General features: G+C 56.9%; 1 protein-coding gene. It reads right to left on the bottom strand.

Translation table 11 applies throughout. The features are described from left to right. On the bottom strand, positions 1-2,814 hold a 2,814-nt coding region (locus NXS09_RS10740; RefSeq protein ID WP_259292507.1), incomplete at both ends, for a beta strand repeat-containing protein.

Here is a 2,814-nt window from a genome sequence, read left to right on the forward strand (position 1 = left end):
TACCGGTAATGGTCGGGGTATTGTCACCGGTGTTATCCGGGGCATCTACGCTGATGCTCGGACCGGTGGTGTCAACCACATTGCCGTTATTGTCTTCGGCAGTGGCGCTGTTACCGGCTTTGTCGCTAACGCTGGCTTTGGCAGTGTATTCGCCGTCGGCCAACGGATTCGGTACGTCTACGCTGTAGCTGCCGTCCGCTTTAACGGTAGTGGTAACGGTTTGGGTCGCACCGGTGCTGTCGGTCACCACCACGGTTACTACTTGGCCTTCTTCCACATCTTGGGTGGTGCCGGTAATGGTCGGGGTGTTGTCACCGGTTAAGTCAGGCGCTTCTACGGTAATGGATGCAGTGGTGTCTACCGAACCTTTGTCGCTGGCATTACCTTCGTTACCGGCCGGATCTTTCACTTTGGCATCTACAGTGTAGTCGCCGTCAGGCAATTCACCCGGTACGTCTACGCTGAAGCTGCCGTCGCCGTTTACGGTGGTGGTAACGGTTTGAGTGGCGCCGTTGGCGTCGGTTACCACAACAGTCACTTCCGAACCTTCCGGTGCATCAGTCGTACCGGTAATGGTCGGGGTGTTGTCACCGGTATTGTCCGGTGCATCTACGCTAATGCTCGGACCGGTGGTGTCAACCACATTGCCGTTATTGTCTTCGGCAGTGGCGCTGTTACCGGCTTTGTCGCTAACGCTGGCTTTGGCAGTGTATTCGCCGTCGGCCAACGGATTCGGTACGTCTACGCTGTAGCTGCCGTCCGCTTTAACGGTAGTGGTAACGGTTTGGGTCGCACCGGTGCTGTCGGTTACCACCACAGTGACCACTTGGCCTTCTTCCACATCTTGGGTGGTGCCGGTAATGGTCGGGGTGTTGTCGCCGGTCAGATCGGGTGCTTCTACGGTAATGGATGCAGTGGTGTCTACCGAACCTTTGTCGCTGGCATTGCCTTCGTTACCGGCCGGATCTTTCACTTTGGCATCTACAGTGTAGTCACCGTCAGGCAATTCACCCGGTACGTCTACGCTGAAGCTGCCGTCACCATTTACGGTCGTGGTAACGGTTTGAGTGGCGCCGTTGGCGTCGGTTACCACAACAGTCACTTCCGAACCTTCCGGTGCGTCGGTTTTACCGGTAATGGTCGGGGTGTTGTCACCGGTATTGTCCGGTGCATCTACGCTAATGCTCGGACCGGTAGTGTCAACCACATTGCCGTTATTGTCTTCGGCAGTGGCGCTGTTACCGGCTTTGTCGCTAACGCTGGCTTTGGCAGTGTATTCGCCGTCGGCCAACGGATTCGGTACGTCTACGCTGTAGCTACCGTCCGCTTTAACGGTCGTGGTGATGGTTTGGGTCGCACCGGTGCTGTCGGTCACAACCACAGTCACCACTTGGCCTTCTTCCACATCTTGGGTGGTGCCGGTAATGGTCGGGGTGTTGTCGCCGGTCAGATCGGGTGCTTCTACGGTAATGGATGCAGTGGTGTCTACCGAACCTTTGTCGCTGGCATTGCCTTCGTTACCGGCCGGATCTTTCACTTTGGCATCTACAGTGTAGTCACCGTCAGGCAATTCACCCGGTACGTCTACGCTGAAGCTGCCGTCACCGTTTACGGTGGTGGTAACGGTTTGGGTGGCGCCGTTGGCATCGGTTACCACAACAGTCACTTCCGAACCTTCCGGTGCGTCGGTTTTACCGGTAATGGTCGGGGTGTTGTCACCGGTGTTGTCCGGGGCATCTACGCTGATGCTCGGACCGGTGGTATCAACCACATTGCCGTTATTGTCTTCGGCAGTGGCGCTGTTACCGGCTTTGTCGCTTACGCTGGCTTTGGCAGTGTATTCGCCGTCGGCCAACGGATTCGGTACGTCTACGCTGTAGCTGCCGTCCGCTTTAACGGTCGTGGTAACGGTTTGGGTCGCACCGGTGCTGTCGGTCACAACCACTGTCACCACTTGGCCTTCTTCCACATCTTGGGTGGTGCCGGTAATGGTCGGGGTGTTGTCGCCGGTCAAATCGGGGGCTTCTACGGTAATGGATGCAGTGGTGTCTACCGAACCTTTGTCGCTGGCATTGCCTTCGTTACCGGCCGGATCTTTCACTTTGGCATCTACAGTGTAGTCACCGTCAGGCAATTCACCCGGTACGTCTACGCTGAAGCTGCCGTCACCGTTTACGGTGGTGGTAACGGTTTGGGTGGCGCCGTTGGCGTCGGTTACCACAACGGTTACTTCCGAACCTTCCGGTGCGTCGGTTTTACCGGTAATGGTCGGGGTGTTGTCACCGGTATTGTCCGGTGCATCTACGCTGATGCTCGGACCGGTAGTGTCAACCACATTGCCGTTATTGTCTTCGGCAGTGGCGCTGTTACCGGCTTTGTCGCTAACGCTGGCTTTGGCAGTGTATTCGCCGTCGGCCAACGGATTCGGTACATCTACGCTGTAGCTGCCGTCCGCTTTAACGGTCGTGGTAACGGTTTGAGTCGCACCGGTGCTGTCGGTCACCACCACGGTCACCACTTGGCCTTCTTCCACATCTTGGGTGGTGCCGGTAATGGTCGGGGTGTTGTCGCCGGTCAGATCGGGCGCTTCTACGGTAATAGATGCAGTGGTGTCTACCGAACCTTTGTCGCTGGCATTGCCTTCGTTACCGGCCGGATCTTTCACTTTGGCATCTACACTGTAGTCGCCGTCAGGCAATTCACCCGGTACGTCTACGCTGAAGCTGCCGTCACCGTTTACGGTGGTGGTAACGGTTTGGGTGGCGCCGTTGGCATCGGTTACCACAACAGTCACTTCCGAACCTTCCGGTGCGT

The organism is Neisseria montereyensis (assembly GCF_024834045.1).
In the GTDB taxonomy this organism is placed as follows: Bacteria; Pseudomonadota; Gammaproteobacteria; order Burkholderiales; family Neisseriaceae; genus Neisseria; species Neisseria montereyensis.